At 71.6% G+C, this 16,248-nt stretch carries 13 protein-coding genes; 2 read left to right on the top strand and 11 right to left on the bottom strand.

Annotated elements, in window-relative coordinates; all coding sequences use genetic code 11:
• Window positions 1–16: 16 nt before the first annotated feature.
• The 5 genes from E1166_RS22950 to iolC are packed head-to-tail and all read right to left on the bottom strand — an operon-like array spanning window position 17 to window position 6,047.
• A complete protein-coding gene (locus E1166_RS22950) occupies window positions 17–1,513 on the bottom strand; it encodes a CoA-acylating methylmalonate-semialdehyde dehydrogenase (RefSeq protein ID WP_132341879.1) in 1,497 nt (498 codons plus the stop codon).
• Entirely contained in the window at window positions 1,510–3,375 is a 1,866-nt protein-coding gene (iolD, locus tag E1166_RS22955; RefSeq protein ID WP_132341881.1) for a 3D-(3,5/4)-trihydroxycyclohexane-1,2-dione acylhydrolase (decyclizing), read from the bottom strand. The genes E1166_RS22950 and iolD overlap by 4 nt, the downstream gene beginning before the upstream one ends.
• Complete coding sequence (iolB, locus tag E1166_RS22960; RefSeq protein WP_132341883.1) at window positions 3,372–4,208, bottom strand: 5-deoxy-glucuronate isomerase; 837 nt, start codon at window positions 4,206–4,208, stop codon at window positions 3,372–3,374. Before iolB ends, iolD begins: the two co-directional genes overlap by 4 nt.
• Complete coding sequence (locus tag E1166_RS22965) at window positions 4,205–5,107, bottom strand: deoxyribose-phosphate aldolase (RefSeq protein WP_132341885.1); 903 nt, start codon at window positions 5,105–5,107, stop codon at window positions 4,205–4,207. Before E1166_RS22965 ends, iolB begins: the two co-directional genes overlap by 4 nt.
• Window positions 5,100–6,047 (bottom strand): 5-dehydro-2-deoxygluconokinase, encoded by a 948-nt coding sequence (gene iolC / locus E1166_RS22970; protein ID WP_132341887.1) that lies wholly within the window; start codon window positions 6,045–6,047, stop codon window positions 5,100–5,102. Before iolC ends, E1166_RS22965 begins: the two co-directional genes overlap by 8 nt.
• A gap of 197 nt (window positions 6,048–6,244) precedes the next feature.
• Here iolC and E1166_RS22975 point away from each other — a divergent pair, with 197 nt between their 5' ends.
• Complete coding sequence (locus E1166_RS22975) at window positions 6,245–6,982, top strand: GntR family transcriptional regulator (protein ID WP_132341889.1); 738 nt, start codon at window positions 6,245–6,247, stop codon at window positions 6,980–6,982.
• A gap of 20 nt (window positions 6,983–7,002) precedes the next feature.
• On the opposite strand, the gene E1166_RS22980 is transcribed toward E1166_RS22975, so the two are convergent.
• The 6 genes from E1166_RS22980 to E1166_RS23005 all read right to left on the bottom strand — a co-directional run bounded on the left by E1166_RS22980 (window position 7,003) and on the right by E1166_RS23005 (window position 14,939).
• The gene (locus E1166_RS22980) at window positions 7,003–7,884 is read right to left on the bottom strand and encodes a carbohydrate ABC transporter permease (protein WP_132262430.1); all 882 of its coding nucleotides are present in this window, start codon (window positions 7,882–7,884) and stop codon (window positions 7,003–7,005) included.
• Between the two features lies 1 nt (window position 7,885).
• Window positions 7,886–8,854, bottom strand: a complete 969-nt coding sequence (locus E1166_RS22985) for a sugar ABC transporter permease (protein WP_132341891.1) — start codon at window positions 8,852–8,854, stop codon at window positions 7,886–7,888.
• A 72-nt stretch (window positions 8,855–8,926) separates the two neighbouring features.
• Window positions 8,927–10,222, bottom strand: coding sequence for an extracellular solute-binding protein (locus E1166_RS22990; protein WP_132341893.1), 1,296 nt, complete (start codon window positions 10,220–10,222; stop codon window positions 8,927–8,929).
• Window positions 10,223–10,421: 199 nt separating this feature from the next.
• Window positions 10,422–12,194: a hypothetical protein gene (locus E1166_RS22995; protein WP_132341895.1), complete on the bottom strand. Its 1,773-nt coding sequence runs from the start codon at window positions 12,192–12,194 to the stop codon at window positions 10,422–10,424.
• 114 nt (window positions 12,195–12,308) lie between these two features.
• Window positions 12,309–13,814: an alpha-N-arabinofuranosidase gene (locus E1166_RS23000; RefSeq protein ID WP_132341897.1), complete on the bottom strand. Its 1,506-nt coding sequence runs from the start codon at window positions 13,812–13,814 to the stop codon at window positions 12,309–12,311.
• 30 nt (window positions 13,815–13,844) lie between these two features.
• The gene (locus tag E1166_RS23005) at window positions 13,845–14,939 is read right to left on the bottom strand and encodes an SIS domain-containing protein (protein WP_165944410.1); all 1,095 of its coding nucleotides are present in this window, start codon (window positions 14,937–14,939) and stop codon (window positions 13,845–13,847) included.
• Between the two features lie 313 nt (window positions 14,940–15,252).
• Here E1166_RS23005 and E1166_RS23010 point away from each other — a divergent pair, with 313 nt between their 5' ends.
• Window positions 15,253–16,239 (top strand): BadF/BadG/BcrA/BcrD ATPase family protein, encoded by a 987-nt coding sequence (locus E1166_RS23010; protein ID WP_132341901.1) that lies wholly within the window; start codon window positions 15,253–15,255, stop codon window positions 16,237–16,239.
• Window positions 16,240–16,248 lie beyond the last annotated feature (9 nt).

Raw genomic sequence — 16,248 nt, forward strand, 5'->3', positions numbered from 1 at the left:
GGGGGTGACAGGGCCGTCAGGTGGCCGTCGGGAACTGGAGACTCGCCACGACCGGGTGCTCCACGTGCGGCCATCGGGCGGTGACCACCTTGGCCCGGCTGTAGAACCGCACGCCGTCCGGTCCGTGGATGTGCGACTCGCCGAACAGCGAGTCCTTCCAGCCGCCGAAGGAGTGGTAGGCCATCGGCACCGGAATCGGGACGTTGATGCCGACCATGCCGACGGTGACCGACCGCTGGAACCGTCGGGCCGCCTCGCCGCTGGCCGTGAAGATGGCCGTGCCGTTGCCGTACGGGTTGGCGTTGATCAGTGCGATCGCGTCGTCGAGGGTGTCGACGCGGACGACCACCACGACCGGACCGAAGATCTCGTCCCGGTAGGCGTCCATCTCGGCGGTGACGTGGTCCAGCACGGTGGGACCGACGAAGAACCCGTCCTCGTGTCCGGGGACCGTCAGCTTCCGCCCGTCCACCACCAGCGTGGCGCCCTGCGCCTCGCCCGAGTCGATGTAGCCGATGATCCGCTCGCGCGCCTCCCGGGTCACCACCGGACCCATCTCACTGCTGTCGTCCCGGCCGGGGCCGACCCGGACCTGCGTGGCCTTGCCGCGCAGCACCTCGACGAGACGGTCACCGGCGGCGCCCACCGCGATCGCGACGGAGATGGCCATGCACCGCTGTCCGGCCGAGCCGAAGGCCGCCGCGGTCAGGTGGTTGGCGGCGAACTCCAGGTCGGCGTCCTCCAGCACCACCGCGTGGTTCTTCGCCCCACCGAGGGCCTGTACCCGCTTGCCGGTGGCGGACGCGCGGCCGTGGATGTACCGGGCGATGGGTGTGGAGCCGACGAACGACACCGCGGCCACCTGCGGCGCGTCGAGCAGCGCGTCCACCGCCACCTTGTCGCCGTGCACCACGTTGAAGACGCCGTCGGGCAGCCCGGCCTGCGCCCACAGCCGCGCGATCAGCAGCGACGCGGACGGGTCTTGCTCGCTGGGCTTGAGCACGAAGGTGTTGCCGCAGGCGATGGCGACCGGGTGCATCCAGCTCGGCACCATCACCGGGAAGTTGAACGGGGTGATCCCGGCGACGACCCCGAGCGGCTGGCGGAAGGTGTAGGAGTCCACTCCGCCGGAGACCTGGTCGGAGTAGTCGCCCTTGAGCAGCTGCGGGATGCCGCAGGCGAACTCCACCACCTCCAGCCCGCGCTGCACCTCGCCACGGGCGTCGGCCAGCACCTTGCCGTGCTCGTCGGAGACGATGCCCGCCAGCTCGTCCAGGTGGTCGTACATGAGCTGCCGGAAGGCGAACAGGATGCCGGTGCGGCGGGACAGCGAGGCGTCCTGCCAGTCCTCGAACGCCCGGGCCGCCGCGGCGACCGCGGCCCGCACGTCGGCCTCCTCGGCGAGCAGCACCTCGGCCTGTGGCACGCCGGTCGCCGGGTTGAACACCGGGGCGGTGCGGTGGGAGACCCCCGCCGTCGCCGCGCCGTCGATCCAGTGCTGGATGGTTCTCACAGGTAGCTCCTCTGCGCCTTCTTGGCCGCCAGGTACGCGGTCCGCGCGGACCTGACGGTGTCCAGGTCCGACACTTCGGCGACGGGGACGTCCCACCACGCGTCGCTCGACGGCGCGTCGACGCCCGGGTCGGCGTCGACGTGGATCACCGTCACCCGGTCGGCGGCCTTGGCCTTCGCCAGCGCGTCGCGCAACCCGGCCACCGTGGCGACCCGGAGCACGTCGGCGCCGAGGCTGGCCGCGTTGGCGGCCAGGTCGACCGGGAGGACGTCGCCGTCGAGGCGTCCGCCGTCACCCCGGTAGCGGTAGGCGGTGCCGAACCGCTGGGCGCCCACCGACTCCGAGAGCCGGCCGATCGACGCGAAGCCGTGGTTCTGCACCAGCACCACGATGAGCTTCACGTGCTCCTGCACGGCGGTGACCAACTCCTGCGCCATCATCAGGTACGACCCGTCGCCCACCAGCACGAACACGTCCCGGTCCGGGGCGGCCAGCCGCACCCCGAGGCCACCGGCGATCTCGTAGCCCATGCAGGAGTAGCCGTACTCGACGTGGTAACTCTTCGGGTCCCGGGACCGCCACAGTTTGTGCAGGTCACCGGGCATCGACCCGGCGGCGCAGACGACCACGTCGCGGGCCTCGGCGCAGTCGTTGACCGCCCCGATGATCTCCGACTGGGCGGGCAGCGGCCCGTGTCCGAGGTGGTAGGCCCGCTGCACCACGGCGTCCCACTGCGCCGCCAGGTGTCCGGCCGTCTCCTGGTACGCGGCATCGGTGCGGTACCCGGACAACGCCTCGGTCAGCGCCTCCAGGGCGGCTCGGGCGTCGGCCACCAGCGCGACACCGGAGTGTTTGGCGGCGTCGAAAGCGGCGATGTTCACGTTGACGAAGCGGACCCCGGGTGCGCCGAAGACGCTGCGGGAGGCGGTGGTGAAGTCGCTGTACCGGGTGCCGATGCCGAGCACGACGTCGGCCTCGCGGGCCAGCGCGTTGGCGGCGGTGGTGCCGGTGGCGCCGATCGCGCCGACGGACAGCGGGTGGTCGTACCGCAGCGCGCCCTTGCCGGCCTGGGTCTCGGCCACCGGGATCCCGGTCGCCTCGGCGAACCGGCGCAGGGCCTCGGTGGCCTCCGCGTAGATCACCCCGCCGCCCGCGACGATCAGTGGTCGCCGGGCGCCGCGCAGCACCTCGACGGCGCGGGACAGGGCGGCCGGCTCGGGCACCGGGCGGGGCACGTGCCAGACCCGCGTGGCGAACAGTTCCTCCGGCCAGTCGTACGCCTCGGCCTGCACGTCCTGTGGCAGGGCGATGGTGGCCGCCCCGGTCTCGGCCGGGTCGGTCAGCACCCGCATGGCGCCGAGCAGAGCCGCCGGCAGCTGCTCGGGCCGCCAGACCCGGTCGAAGAAACGCGACACCGGGCGGAAGGTGTCGTTGACGCTGATGTCACCGCCGCGCGGGTCCTCGAGTTCCTGCAGGACCGGGTTGGCGACCCGGGTGGCGAAGACGTCGCCGGGCAGCAGCAGCACGGGCAGCCGGTTCACGGTGGCCAGGGCGGCCCCGGTGACCATGTTCGTCGCGCCGGGCCCGATGGACGCCGTGCAGGCCAGCGTGGACATTCGGTTGCGCATCCGGGCGAACCCCACGGCGGCGTGCACCATGCCCTGTTCGTTGCGGGCCTGCCGGTACGGCAGCGCGCCGGGGGTGGCGAGTTCCGCCTCCAGCAGCGCCTGCCCGAGGCCGGCCACGTTGCCGTGGCCGAAGATGCCGAAACAGCCCTCGAAGAGCCGGTGCTCGACACCGTCGCGTTCGGTGCGTTGGGCGGCCAGGAACCGCACGGTCGCCTGGCCCACGGTGAGCCTCATCGCCCTCCTCCGTCCACCGTCGGGGAACCGCCCTGCGGGGTGAAGGGCAGTCGCGGGTCGACCACCTGGTCGGCCCAGGTGTCGCGCACCCAGGCGTGGGCCGGGTCGTCGCAGATGAGCCAGGACCGGGCGCCGGGCCCGGCCATCACGTTGAGGTAGTAGAGGTCGTAGCCGGGCGCGGCCATCGACGGACCGTGCCAGCCGTGCGGAATCAGCACCACGTCGCCGCTGCGGACCTCGCGCAGGATGTCGATCGGCCGCTCGTCGGTGCCGTACACCCGTTGGTAGGCCGGACCACCCCCGGCCACCTCGTAGTAGTAGATCTCCTCCAGCACCGACTCGCCCGGCCGTTCCTCGTCGTGCTTGTGCGGCGGGTACGACGACCAGTTGCCGCCGGGGGTCAGCACCTCGCAGGCGATGAGGCGGTCGGCCTCCAGCACGTCCGGGGTGGCGAAGTTGTTCACCTGGCGGGAGCAGGAACCGGCTCCGCGCAGCTCCACCCGCACCTGCGCGAGCGGCACGTGGCGGAACGGCAGCCGGCGGCGGGCCCGGGCGGTGGCCAACGCGAACCGACCGCCCGGCGTGCCGGTCAGGGTCAGGCTGCTGTCCCGGGGGACGTACGCGACGTCGGTGGGACCGGCGAAGACGCTCTGCCGGCCGGCAAGGTCCGCGCGGTGCCCGTCCGCGGTCACCGTGGCGGACCCGGCCAACGGCACCACCACCACCTCGTCCTCGCCGGTGTCGCAGCGGTACGTCCCCGCGGAGGGCAGCTCGACGATGCGCAGACCGGAGTAGCCCCAGCCGGCGTTCTCCGGCGTCACGTCGGGGGTCATGCGGCGACCTCCGTGTCGGCACGTACCAGGCCGACCGCGGCGTCGACCGCGGCGGCCACGTCACCATCGGGCGGGTAGAGCAGGGCGCGGCCGACCACCAGGCCGCGCACCCCCGGTACGGCGAGCGCCTGCCGCCACCGGGCGTAGGTCTCCTCCGGGTGCTCCACCGGGTCACCGCCGAGCAGCAGGGCCGGCAGCGTGGTGGCCGCCATCACCGCCGCCATGTCCGGCACGACCGGCAGCTTCAGCCAGGTGTACGCGCTGGTGCCGCCGAGGCCGCTGGCGATCGCGACCGACCGGGCCACCGCCGCGGGGTTCAGGTCGTTGACCACCCGGCCGGTGGCGTCACGCCGGGACAGGAACGGCTCGACCATGGCGATGAGCTGGTGGGCGGCCAGGTCGGAGACGGCGTTGGCGCTGGCCTCCAGGGTGCTGACGGTGGCGCTGTCGTCGAGGTCGATCCGGGTGAGCATCTTCCCGCCGTCGAACCCCATGGCCGCCAGCCCGGCCGCGTCGTACCCGGTGAACCGGTCGTCCAGTTCGAAGACCGAGCCCTGCAGGCCGCCACGGTTCATCGAACCGATGGCCACCTTGCTGTCCAGCTCGCCGAGGAGCAGCAGGTCCTCCAGGACGTCGGCGGTGCCGACCACACCGTCGACGCCGGGGCGTCGCAGCGCGGTGGCGAGCCGGCGCAGCAGGTCGTACCGGTCGGCCATGGCGGCACCGTTGCCGCGGACGCCGAGCGCGCCGCGCGCGGGGTGGTCCGCCGCGACCAGCATCAGCCGGCCGTCCGGGCCGAGCAGCGGCCGCCGGATGCGGGCGGCGGCGGCCTCCCGTACGGCTTCCGGTCGGGTGGCGCGCAGCCGGCGCAGCTCGGTGAAGTCCAGGTCGTCAGCCATGTCGCACTCCCAGCAGTTCCTCCACCTCGGCGGTGGTCGGCATCGCGGTGGAGCACTCCAGCCGGGAGGCGACGATGGCCCCGGCCGCGTTGGCGAAGCGCAGGGTCCGCTGCAACGACCAGCCGGCGAGCAGCGCGTGGCAGAGGGCGCCGCCGAACCCGTCACCGGCGCCGAGCCCGTTGACCACGTCGACGGGGGTGGGTGGCACCTCGACCGACTCGTGCCGGGTGCGGGCGAGCACACCCCGGGGGCCCTGCTTGACCACCGCCAGCTCCACGCCGGCGTCGAGCAGCGCCCGGGCGGCCCGGTCCGGGTCCGTCTCGCCCACCGCGACGGCGCACTCCTCCTGGTTGCCCACGGCCACGGTGACGTGCGGTAGTGCCTGCCGGATCTGCTCGCGGGCGGCCTCGGCCGACGCCCAGAACATCGGCCGGTAGTCCAGGTCGAGCACGGTCAGCGGACGCCGGTCGCGGGCGGTCCAGGCGGCGTGGTGCGCGGCGCGGCTGGGTTCCTGCGACAGGCCGGTGACGGTGGACCAGAACACGCCCGCCGCGGCGATCGCGGCGGTGTCCAGTTCGTCGGGCTCGATGGCCAGGTCCGGTGCCTTCGGCTCGCGGTAGAAGTAGAGCGGGAAGTGGTCCGGCGGGAAGATCTCGCAGAAGGTGACCGGGGTGGGCAGACCGGGGACGGCGGTCACGTACCGGTTGTCCACGCCCAGTTCGGCCACCGCGCGCCGCACGAACTCGCCGAACGGGTCCCGGCCGGTCCTGGTGATCACCGCCACCCGTCGGCCGTGCCGGGCCGCCGCGACCGCGACGTTGGTGGCGCTGCCGCCGAGGAACTTGCCGAACGTCGACACGTCCGGAAGGCCGACGCCCGTCTGGAGGGGATAGAGGTCCACCCCCACCCGGCCCATCGAGATGACGTCGAAGCGTTCCATCGGACTCCCCAGGATGTTTCCGTCGCAGGTCCGGCCGGTTGCGCCGGGATCGTGGCGGCGTTTCGGCCGGGCACCGCGGTGCGTGCGAGCAAGCTTCGGTCGTGGTGTCGCAACACGTCAAGCTTTTGTCTTGACATTCTTTCTAACTGGGTGACAAAGTGCGTCGATTGTCAGCCCGGAAGGGAAGGTGCCCCTCCATGCCCATTCCCCGCATCACCATCGACCGGCACAGCCCCATCCCGCTGTACTTCCAGATCTCCCGCCGGCTGGCGGAGGCCGTGGAAGCCGGTGACCTGGTGCCCGGCGAACTGCTGCCCAACGAGATCGAGCTGGCCGCGTCGCTGAACGTGTCCCGGCCAACCATGCGCCGGGCCATCGAGGAACTGGTCGAGAACGGGATGCTCAGCCGCAAGCGCGGGGTCGGCACCCGGGTCAACGACACCCCGGTGCGCCGGCGAGTGGCCCTGACCAGCCTGCACGACGACCTGGCCGCCGCGGGCCGGCAACCGGAGACCCGGGTGCTGCGCTTCGACGCCGACTGCGTGGACCGGCACGCCGCCCGGCAACTGGGTGTGCCGACCGGCGAGCGGCTGTTGTACTGCGAACGGCTGCGGCTGGCCGACGGGGTGCCGCTGGCCATCCTGCGCAACTGGCTGCCGGCGCGGTTCGACGACATCACCGCCGCCGACCTCGCCGAGCAGGGCCTCTACCGGCTGCTCGGCGAACGCAACGGCCGGCCGGCGATCGCCCGGCAGAAGATCACCGCGCGGTCGGCGAGTAGTGCCCAGGCCCGGCTGCTGGACATCGGCCACAACGCTCCGCTGATCAGCATGCAGCGCACCGCGTTCGACGGCGAGGGACGCACGGTCGAGTATGCCGACCACCTGTACCGGGCCGACCACTACGCGATCGAGGTCACCGTCTACAACCGCTGACCGGCCCGGACCCATCGGGCTCAGTCCTTCAGCCCGGCGTTGATGTCGGCGTCCATCACGTACTTCTGGAACAGCAGGTAGATGGCGACCAGCGGGACCATCGACAGCACCGAGGCGCCGAGCAGGACCGACCAGTTGACGTTCTGCGCGCCCACGATGGACGCGACGCCGATCTGGAGGGTGAACTTGTTCGGGTCGTTGAGGACCACCAGCGGCCAGATGTAGTCGTTCCAGCGCCACTGGAACGAGAAGATCGCCAGGGTCAGCATGATCGGCCGGGACAGCGGCAGCATGATCCGGACGAACGTCGACAGCTCGCCCGCGCCGTCGATGCGCGCCGCCTCCAACAGGTCGTTCGGCACGGTGAGGAAGAACTGCCGGAACATGAAGGTGCCGGTCGCGGTGATCACCGCCGGCACCACCACGGCGGCCAGGCTGTTGTAGAGACCCATATCGCGCACGACGAGGAAGAGCGGCGCGAGGATGACCTCGCCCGGCAGCATCGTGGTGGCCAGCACGCAGACCGTGAACGCCCTGACCCACCAGTTGTTGTACTTGGCCAGCGCGTAGCCACAGGCCGCGCTGGCCACGATGGTGAGGACCGTGGCCGAGACCGCAACGATCAGGGTGTTGACGAAGTACGTGGCGACGTCGAAGCTCGTCCACGCCTGGGTGTAGCCCTTGATGGTCGGTTGGTCCGGGAAGAACGTCAACGGGTACGAGAACAGCTCGCCCGCGGGCTTGAACGAACTCAGCAGGAACCACAGGACCGGGAAGCCGTACGCGACGACCAGGAGCCACATGACGCTGGTCGCCCAGAACCTCTTGGACAGCTCGCCCGGCGCGTTGGGCCGTTTCCGGCGCAGCGCCGACGGGCGGGGGGTGCTCGTGGTGACCGCCATCTCAGGACTCCTTCCGCCGGCCCATGGCGAGCTGCACGAGCGCGACGACCATGAGGATCAACATCAGCACGAACGACGCGGCGCTCGCGTAGCCGACCTGGGCCCGCTCGAAGCCCTTCGTGAAGATGTACTGGACGAGCAGGTGGTTGGAAGTGCCCGGACCGCCGTCGTTGAGCGACGCGAACAGCGCGTACTCCTTCATCGAACCGAGGATGCTCAGCAGCACCACGATGAAGGTCGTCGGCGCGATCGCCGGCAGCGTGATGTTGCGGAACTTGTCCCACGAACCCGCCCCGTCGAGCGACGCCGCCTCGTAGTACGCGGTCGGCACGTTCTTCAGCGCCGCGACGAACAGCAGCATGTTGAACGCGGTGTTGCCCCACGCCGCGGCGATGATGACGACGAACAACGACAGGTTCGCGTCGGACTGCCAGGGCACCGCCTCGCCGCCGAGGGAGATGATCACGTAGTTGACGAAACCGAAGTTCTCGCCGAACAGCCAGCGCCAGATGACGCCCGCGATGATCGGCGAGATCAGCCAGGGCAGGAAGAAGATCACCCGGGCCACCGTCTTGCCCCTGGTGTAGTCCGTGACGAGCAGAACCGCCGTACCCAGGGAGAGGACGATGGTCAGCGGCACCACACCCGCCGTGAAGATCAGCGTACGGGTCAGCGCGGCGTAGAACGCCTCGTCCTCCAGCAGCCGCTGGTAGTTGTCCAGCCCGACGTAGGGCGCTGGGCCGACGCCGGTGTAGCTGGTGAACGAGTACACCAGGCCGGTGACCGCCGGCCAGACGAAGAACGCGACGAACAGCAGCAGGTTGACCGAGATGAGCACCAGCGGTGCGGCGGCGTACCTGTTCAGCCGTCGCCGGCGCCATCGGCGCTGGCGCGGTCGCGCCGGCTCCGGTCCCCGCCGCACGTCGCCGACCCGCGGTGCCTCGGCCGGCGGGTGCATGCTGTCCACCATTGGTGCTCTCCCCTTCCCGACGTGCGGTGCCCGCCGGCATCCGACGATGCCGGCGGGTGCCGCGACGAGGCGTCAGCTCAGTTGTGCGTTGAGTCCGTTGACGATGTTCTCGACGGTCTTGTTGACGTCCTGCTCACCGTTGAGGAACTTGGCCATCTCGTCCTTGGTCGGGTCCTTCTGGATCGCCTTGCCGTCCAGGTTGAGCTTGGTGCCGGCGGCCTGACCGGAGGCGGAGATCGGATCGGCGAGCTCGATCTCCTTGTTGTAGAGCGCGAAGGCGTCCAGCGCGGCCTTCTGCTTGAACGGGTAGTTCAGGGTGAGGCCGGACGCGACCGGCAGGTACCCGTTGGCCTCCGACAGCTTGGTGTAGTTGTCCCGCTGGAAGAGGAAGTCCACCCACTTCTTGGCCGCTGCCGCGGCGTTGCCGTTGTTGAACGCGACCACCTTGCCGCCGCTGTTGATGTCGGTCGCGTGTACCGGCTGGGCGGGGGTCGGCGCGGCCGCCCACTCGAAGTTGGTGATCCCCTCGGCGAAGTCGGCAACCTGCCAGACGCCGGAGAAGTAGGCGACCACCTGGCCGCTCTTGAACAGCGCGTTCGGGTCGCCGCCGGAGGTCCAGACCGACTTGGGCATGACCTTGTCGTCGTTCAGCGACTTGAACTTGGTCAGCGCCTGCACGGTGGCGGCGTCGGGCATGGCGTACTTGCCGTCCGCGCCGAGCTGGAAGCCCTTGCCGCCGTGCGTGTAGATGAACGCCCGGATCCGCGCCGGAGAGGCGTCGTAGACCAGGTCGTACTTGGCGTTGGTCGCGGTGCGCACCTTGGTGGCCGCCGCGAGGAACTCGTCCCAGGTCCAGGTCTGGGACGGGTCGGTCGGGTAGCTGACCTTGGCCTTGTCGAACAGGCTCTTGTTGATGAACAGCCCGGCCACGGTGAGGTCGGAGGGGATGGCGAGGACCTTGCCGTCCTTCTCGCTGACCAGTTCCTTCTTGATTTTGTTGTCCGGGTTGTTCGCGGTCGCGCTCAGGTCCTGGAGCTGGTTCATCCAGATCGGGTCCAGCGACGGCACGCTGGCCGCGTCGGGCAGCGAGTTGGCCTGCGCGGACTGCCGCAACTTGTCCTGGTAGCCGTCGTAGGGGACGTTCACGATCTCGACGGCGACGCCCTCCTTGGCCTCGAACTGCTTGGCGAGGTCGTTGTAGCCGTCGAGCTGGGCCGAGGTGGACAGCCAGAAGGTGATCTTCTTGGCTCCCGAGCCACCGCTGTCCGCCTCCGATCCGCAGGCCGTGAGGGCGACAGCCATGGCCACGCCGATCGGCAGCCACCGCCAGCGCCGAAGTCCTCTCCTGGCCGTCCGGGATATATTCATGACTGTCTCCTTGGTGATCTACGCCCTAGTGGCGACGGACGTTAACGGGCAAGCGTTTACCCGTCAATGGCAGGATGTACAGCTCTCGGCGGTTGTCCTATTGTCCTGACAAATGAACGTCCTACGCGGGTGGCTGGCGGTCCCGGGTGGTCGTCGCCCGGACGCGCCGCACCCCGGCCGATAATCGACGGCACATGGCCTAGGCCGACCGGTCCGCGCTGATCAGCATCCGGAGGCGGGCGGGAACCCGGCCCACGAGGTACAGCCGCGTCCCGGTGGCGGCATCCGTGCCCCCGAGGAAGCGATACTCCTCGCCGGGCTCGTACGACGGTGCCGAACAAGCGGCTGACCAGGCACCATCCTGCCCGTCCGAGGCCTCGACCAGGGCGATCGTGATCTCGTCACGGCCGAATCGATAGCTGGCGGTGACCGGTGCCGCCCCGACCCTCGCCGGCACGTCGAGTTGCCACCGGTCGTCGTCGAGCCGGCGGGCTCCGGTCAGGGTGCCGCCGGGCCGGAACGCCAGTTCGAGCGCCCAGTCCACCACGGCGCCAGACAGGTCGAGCGTCAGCTCCACCCCGGCCGCGGTCAGCCTGGCCCGGACGACGGTGGTCAGCGCGACGTCGTCGCGGCCGCGCCGGCCGAAGTCCATGGCCGCGCTGAACCGCCCCTCGTCGACGAGCCGGTACGCCCCGCGCGAGTCGCGGTCCGGGGAGGCCAGCGGCTGGTAGTAGGAGGCGGTCACGGTCTCGGCCAGAGTCGCGGTCGGCTCCCCCGCGGGATCGGGCTCGACCGTGAGGCCGCCCGCCCGGAACGGACCTTTGCCGAAAAAGGTACGAGAGAGGCGTACGCTCTCCAGCACCGCCGCCCCGGCGAACAGCCGGAGGAACGTCGGAGAGTTCGCCAGCCCCGAGCGGATCCGTTCGTGGCGTGCATGGTCCGAACCGCCGAACAGCACGGTCGTGCTGTTCGGACGATGGTCCACCAGCAGGCCGGCGGCCTCGAATACGCGCCGACGCGGGCGCTCCGGCCGGACGGGCGCGGGCAGCACCCGGGCGATGTCGGGATCCAGCACCAACCGCGCGGCCGCGTCGGCCGGCAAGGTAACCCCCTGTTCCAGCGCCAGCCCGGCGGCCCAGGCCAGGTCACCGCGACCCCGCAGCAGCGCCACCCGGCGGAGCGGAATCAGGTAGGCCGACAGCGGGAACGCGTGGTTCTGGTCCTGCCGCCGGGACATCACCGTCTCCACCGATCCGTCCGGCAGAAGCAGGTCGAGGGTCGCGTCCAGGTTTCGTTCGACGGCGTCGACCAGGTCCGGACGGTCGAAGACCGCGGCGATGGTGAGCAGGGAGGGATTGGACACGTACGCCGCGTAGTTGGGGCTGCGCTCCGAGTAGAGCCCGTCCGCGTCGATGTCGATCCCCTCGGCCAGCCACTGGTCGACCCGTGCGGCCAGTGCCGGTTCCGGGGAGACCAGGAACAGCCGGGCGAGGGCCGCGGAGAGTTCCCAGCGGTGATTCGGCGTGTGGACGCCGCCGCTGACCAACGCCGGGACCGCAGCCGTCAGCAGCCGTTCCAACAGCTCCGCGAGGGTCCGGTCGCCGGCCGACGGGGTGTCCGCGCGCAGCAGCAGCAGTGCCTCGGCCAGGTCGTTGACGCTGAAGGCCGAGTCGGGCGGGGAGTCGACGTTGTCGCCGCCGGTGAACAGGCCGCTCGCGCCCTGTAGCTCGGCCAGCCGGACCGCGAGTCGCCGGGCGGGACCGAACATATCGGTGCCGGCCCAGGTCCCGTCCGGGTCGTTCACCGGGTGCGTCGCCGCCACCAGCGCCTTGATCCGCTCGGCGAGCTGGCGGTGCTGGAGGTCCCGCCACCCGCTCCCCTCCGCCTCCGCCTCGGCGAGGATCGAGCGGACCTGCGCGGCCAGGGCGGCACGCACCCGGACGACGAACGTGTGATCGATCGGCGCCGTCACCGGGCGCGCCCCGGGCCGGGCCGGCAGGTCGTCCGCGTCATCCGCAAGCCCCCTAAAACGATCTTCCTGGGTGGTGGTGTGCGGGGAACGCTACCGAGGTGAGGCCCATCGATGTCAGGCGACCGTCACCGCGGTCCACGACGCCGGAGGCAGCTCGATGGTGAGCGTCCCGTCGGCGAGCGCCGCGGTGTCGTTGCTCCGCAGCCCCACCCGCTCGGGGTGGCGCAGGTCGTTCACAGCGTGGACGTCCTCGTCCCAGACGCCCCGCGCCGCGACCACCCGCGCCGGCATGAACCTGCCCAGGTCGACCGTCACCGAGGTCGCCTCGGTCACGTTCCGGTTCTGCAGGAACACCGACACCGAGGAACCGTCGAAGGTCGCCGCCGCGGCCACCACGGGCACGTCACCGTACACGGCAGTGGTGACCGGGTCGGCGTCGAGGGCGACCCGGAGCGCGATCCCCTGAGCCGCCCGTGCGGTCACCGAGAACGGGAAGAACGTCGTCTGCCGCCAGGCCGGCCCGCCCGGCTCGGTCATGATCGGCCCGATGACGTTGACCAGCTGCGCGAGGCTCGCCGAGGCGACCCGGTCGGCGTGGTTGAGCAGCGAGATGAGCAGGCCACCGACGGTCACCGCGTCCGCGACCGAGTACACGTCCTCCAGCAGGCGCGGCGCCACCGGCCAGTCGTCGACGGTGAAGGTCCGGGACTGCTCCAGCCACCGGGACAGGTACCAGACGTTCCACTCGTCGAACGAGATGTCGATGCGCTTGTCCGAACGCTTGAGCGCCCGCACGTGGTCGGCGGTCGCCACCACCGATTCGATGAACGCGTCCATGTCGACACCCGAGGCGAGGAAGCTCGCGAGGTCACCGTCGCGCTCCTCGTAGTAGGCGTGACACGAGATGTAGTCGATGTCGTCGTACGTGTGCTCCAGGACGACGCGCTCCCACTCGCCGAACGTCGGCATACTCCGCGACGACGACCCGCACACCACCAGTTCCAGGCGCGGGTCCACCTGGCGTATCGCCTTGGCCGTCATCGAGGCGAGCTTGCCGTAGTCCTCGGCGTTGCGGTGCCCGAGCTGCCAAGGGCCGTCCATCTCGTTGCCGAGGCACCACATGGTGATCCCGAACGGCTCCTGCCTGCCGTTGGCGGCGCGCTGCGCGGTGCGTGCGGTGCCCGCCGGGACGTTCGCGTACTCGACCAGTTCGAGGGCCTCCTGCGGCCCTCGGGTGCCGAGGTTCACCGCGAGCATGAGTTCGCTGCCCACCAGTTCGAGCCAGTGCTGGAACTCGTGCAACCCGACCTCGTTCGTCTCGGTGGAGTGCCACGCCAGGTCGAGCCGGCGGGGACGTTCGGCGACCGGGCCGACACCGTCCTCCCAGTGGTACCCGGAGACGAAGTTGCCGCCCGGGTACCGGACCGTCGTCACACCGAGCTCCTTGACCAGCTCGACCACGTCGCGCCGGAAACCGTCCGGGCCGGCGCTCGGGTGCCCGGGCTCGTGGATGCCGTCGTACACGTGGCGGCCGAGGTGTTCGACGAACCCGCCGAACAGCCGCCGGCGGACCGGTCCGATGGTGAAGGCCGGGTCGAGGGTGAGGTGCGCACGGGCCATGGCGGGCTCCCTGGGTGGCTGGGGTCTGGATCAGGTACCTGCCGCACGGCGCGCGCCGCGCGGCTGGACGGACCGGGTGACGGTGGCACCGGTGGTCTTGCTGCCGAGCAACCGGTGGAAGTCCGGGAACGGGTCCGCCTCGGGACGCAGGCCCCGTGCCCGGGTGAGCGCCAGGGCCAGCAACTGCAGGGGGACCACCGCCGGCAGCACCTGCTCGGCGCGGGGTCCGCCGGCCGCCGGCAGGGCGACGGCGGCGTACGCCGGCTCCACCACGTCCCGGCCTCCGGCGCGGACGTCGAGCACCCGGGCGCCCAGCGAACGCACGAACCTGACCAATGCGTCGGCCCGCCGGCCACGGGGATCCTGGTCGCCGACCACGACGAGCAGACTTCCCGGGCTGAGCCGCCGGTGCGGGCCGTGCAGGAACTCCTCGACGTCCCACACCTCCACCGGCAGAAGCGAGGTCTCCAGAATCTTCAGCGCGCCCTCGTCGGCGACCGGTCGCCAGACGCCCCAGGTCACCACGTGCACCGCGCCGGGCGTACCGGCCGTGGTCAGCCGCTCGGCCGCGACGCTGCCCCGAACCAGCAGGTCCGACAGCAGCTCCGGCAGCTCCCCGCCCACCGCGCGTATGACCTGGTCGTCGACGCCGTCCAGACCGCGCCCGAGCGCGAGCAGCGCCAGCACGGTCGCCGTGAAACCCTTGGTCTTGGCCCCCACGGGTTCCGGGCCGCACCCCACGTCGAGCACCGCGTCGAACGGTGGCGGGACGGCCGTCGGCTCTCCCGTGACGAGGACGGTACGCGCTCCCGCCGCCCGCGCCCGGTCCAGCACGCCGAGGGTGCCGGTGCTGCCGCCGGACTGGGACACCCCCACGACGAGCAGGTCGGGGCCGGGATCCAGGTCCGGGGCGTACGCCGCGTCCGAGGGCACCATCGCGCGCACCTGCCGCCCGGCGGCCGCGAACGCCTCGGCGGCGATCCGGGACGCGTGATGCGACGTGCCGGAGCCGACCAGGAGCACCCGGCGCAGCAGCGACGGGTCGCCGAGGCGGACCCGCGCCTGGGCCACGGCCGGCCCGAGCACGGCACCCGCCCGACGCACCGCGGCCGGCTGTTCCTGCACGAAACCGGCGACCGTGGCGACCCCCGTGGGCTCGGCCCTCGTGGGCTCGGCCCTCGTCCGGCGCGTCGGGCGAGAAGAGTGCTGGTGGTCCACCCGTCAGTCCCTCCGGCCGGAATCGAGGTCGGAACCCATGATTCAGGGCGGGGCGATCCGGGACAACACGGCCGGCGGGATGATCGACATCACAACTGGCCGACGCGGGGACCGCCTGGTGGTATCTCTGGTCCTCACGCCTGGTCGCCGGGGCCCCGGGGGATGCCGTCGGTGGCGTCGGCGAGACTGATGGCCCGTCGCACGAAGGGTTGGGTCCACCGTGTCCGAGGACCGCACCGAGGTCGCCGCCACACCGCCCGATCCCCGGGCGCGACGTGATCCCGCCGACCACCCGATCGTCGGCGTCGACGTCGGCGGCACCAAGACGCACGTCGCCGTCGTCGGCCCCGACGGTGAGCGGCGGGACGTGGTGGTTCCCTCCGCCGACTGGCGCCGGGGGTCGCTCTTCTCCGATCCGAGAAACCACGACCGGCTCGCCGCCCTCGTCCGCGAGGTGGCCCCGGAACACCGCCACCCCCGGGTCGTCGTCGGCCTGCACGGCCTGGACACGGCCGAGCAGCGCGCCGTCGCCACCGCCGAGCTGACCGCGCGCCTGCCCGGCTCGGTCCGCGTCGTCAACGACGCGGAACTGCTCGGGCCGGCCGCCGGGCTGGAGCACTGTCTGCAGCTCATCGTCGGCACCGGCGCGATCGCCATCGGAACCGACGACCGGGGAACGGTCGTCACCGCCGACGGGTACGGCGCCCTGCTCGCCGATGACGGCAGCGCCCCCGCTCTGGTCCGCGACACGGTGCGCCGAGGGCTGCGGCTGGCCGACGAGGGCGGCCCTGACGCGGCCACCGCCGATCCGGCGATGGCCCTGCTCTGCGCGGCGTACGACGTCCGGACGCCGGCGGAGCTGGCGCTGGCGGTGTCCGAGGAGGGCCCGTACGCCTGGGGGCGGCACGCGAAGCTGGTGTTCGACGCGCTGCACCAGGGTTCACCGGTCGCCCGCGCGGTCGTCGAGGAGGCCGCGGACGTCCTGGCCCGCAACCTGGCGGCCGTGCGGCGGCGCGGCGCGCGGGGATCGGACGTCGTCGGCGCCGGCGGGGTGCTCACTGCGCAGCCCTCGCTGCAGACCCGGATACGGCAACGGTTGCGGGTACACGCGCCGGAGCTGACCCTGCGGGTGCTCACCACTGCCCCGGTCGACGGTGCCCTCGTCCTCGCCGCGCGACTAGCCCCGACCACCGAAGGAGCCGCCTGATCATGACCC

The sequence above is a fragment of the Micromonospora sp. KC213 genome (assembly GCF_004348325.1).
Lineage (GTDB): Bacteria > Actinomycetota > Actinomycetes > Mycobacteriales > Micromonosporaceae > Micromonospora.

Excerpts from the sequence above, each read along its gene's own strand:
- iolD (WP_132341881.1), bottom strand. The coding sequence starts at position 3,375 with ATGAGGCTCACCGTGGGCCAGGCGACCGTGCGGTTCCTGGCCGCCCAA.
- iolB (WP_132341883.1), bottom strand. The coding sequence starts at position 4,208 with ATGACCCCCGACGTGACGCCGGAGAACGCCGGCTGGGGCTACTCCGGT.
- E1166_RS22965 (WP_132341885.1), bottom strand. The coding sequence starts at position 5,107 with ATGGCTGACGACCTGGACTTCACCGAGCTGCGCCGGCTGCGCGCCACC.
- iolC (WP_132341887.1), bottom strand. The coding sequence starts at position 6,047 with ATGGAACGCTTCGACGTCATCTCGATGGGCCGGGTGGGGGTGGACCTC.
- E1166_RS22975 (WP_132341889.1), top strand. The coding sequence starts at position 6,245 with ATGCCCATTCCCCGCATCACCATCGACCGGCACAGCCCCATCCCGCTG.
- E1166_RS22980 (WP_132262430.1), bottom strand. The coding sequence starts at position 7,884 with ATGGCGGTCACCACGAGCACCCCCCGCCCGTCGGCGCTGCGCCGGAAA.
- E1166_RS22985 (WP_132341891.1), bottom strand. The coding sequence starts at position 8,854 with ATGGTGGACAGCATGCACCCGCCGGCCGAGGCACCGCGGGTCGGCGAC.
- E1166_RS22990 (WP_132341893.1), bottom strand. The coding sequence starts at position 10,222 with ATGAATATATCCCGGACGGCCAGGAGAGGACTTCGGCGCTGGCGGTGG.
- E1166_RS23000 (WP_132341897.1), bottom strand. The coding sequence starts at position 13,814 with ATGGCCCGTGCGCACCTCACCCTCGACCCGGCCTTCACCATCGGACCG.